Source organism: Mycobacterium persicum (assembly GCF_002086675.1).
Lineage (GTDB): Bacteria > Actinomycetota > Actinomycetes > Mycobacteriales > Mycobacteriaceae > Mycobacterium > Mycobacterium persicum.
On sequence record NZ_MVIF01000319.1, the window covers coordinates 1 to 384 of the forward strand.

Sequence of the window (384 nt, forward strand, 5' to 3'; positions counted from 1 at the left end):
CGCCCTGGCCGCCGGCGCCGCCGGCGCCGCCGTTGCCCGAAAGCCAGGCTCCGCTGCCGCCGTCGCCGCCGCTGCCGCCGTTGGTGGTGCCGCCCACTCCGCCGGTCCCGCCATTGCCGCCGTCACCGGCGAGCCAGCCGGCGTCGCCGCCCGCGCCACCGCTGCCTCCGTTGTTGTTGCCGTATCCGCCGACGCCGCCGTCACCGCCGTTTCCGGAGAGCAAACCGGCATTGCCGCCGGCCCCACCGTTACCCCCGTTGTTGACGGCGCCGGCGCCACCGGTTCCGCCGTCGCCACCGTTGCCGGAAAGCCACCCGCCATTGCCTCCGGATCCGCCCTGGCCGCCCGAGCCGGCGGGTCCCGCACCTCCGCCGGCCCCTCCGG

1 protein-coding gene is annotated in these 384 nt (G+C 78.1%); it reads right to left on the minus strand.

Annotated features, from left to right (window positions below; genetic code table 11):
• On the minus strand, nucleotides 1-384 hold a 384-nt coding region (locus BST40_RS30545), incomplete at both ends, for a hypothetical protein (protein WP_208618964.1).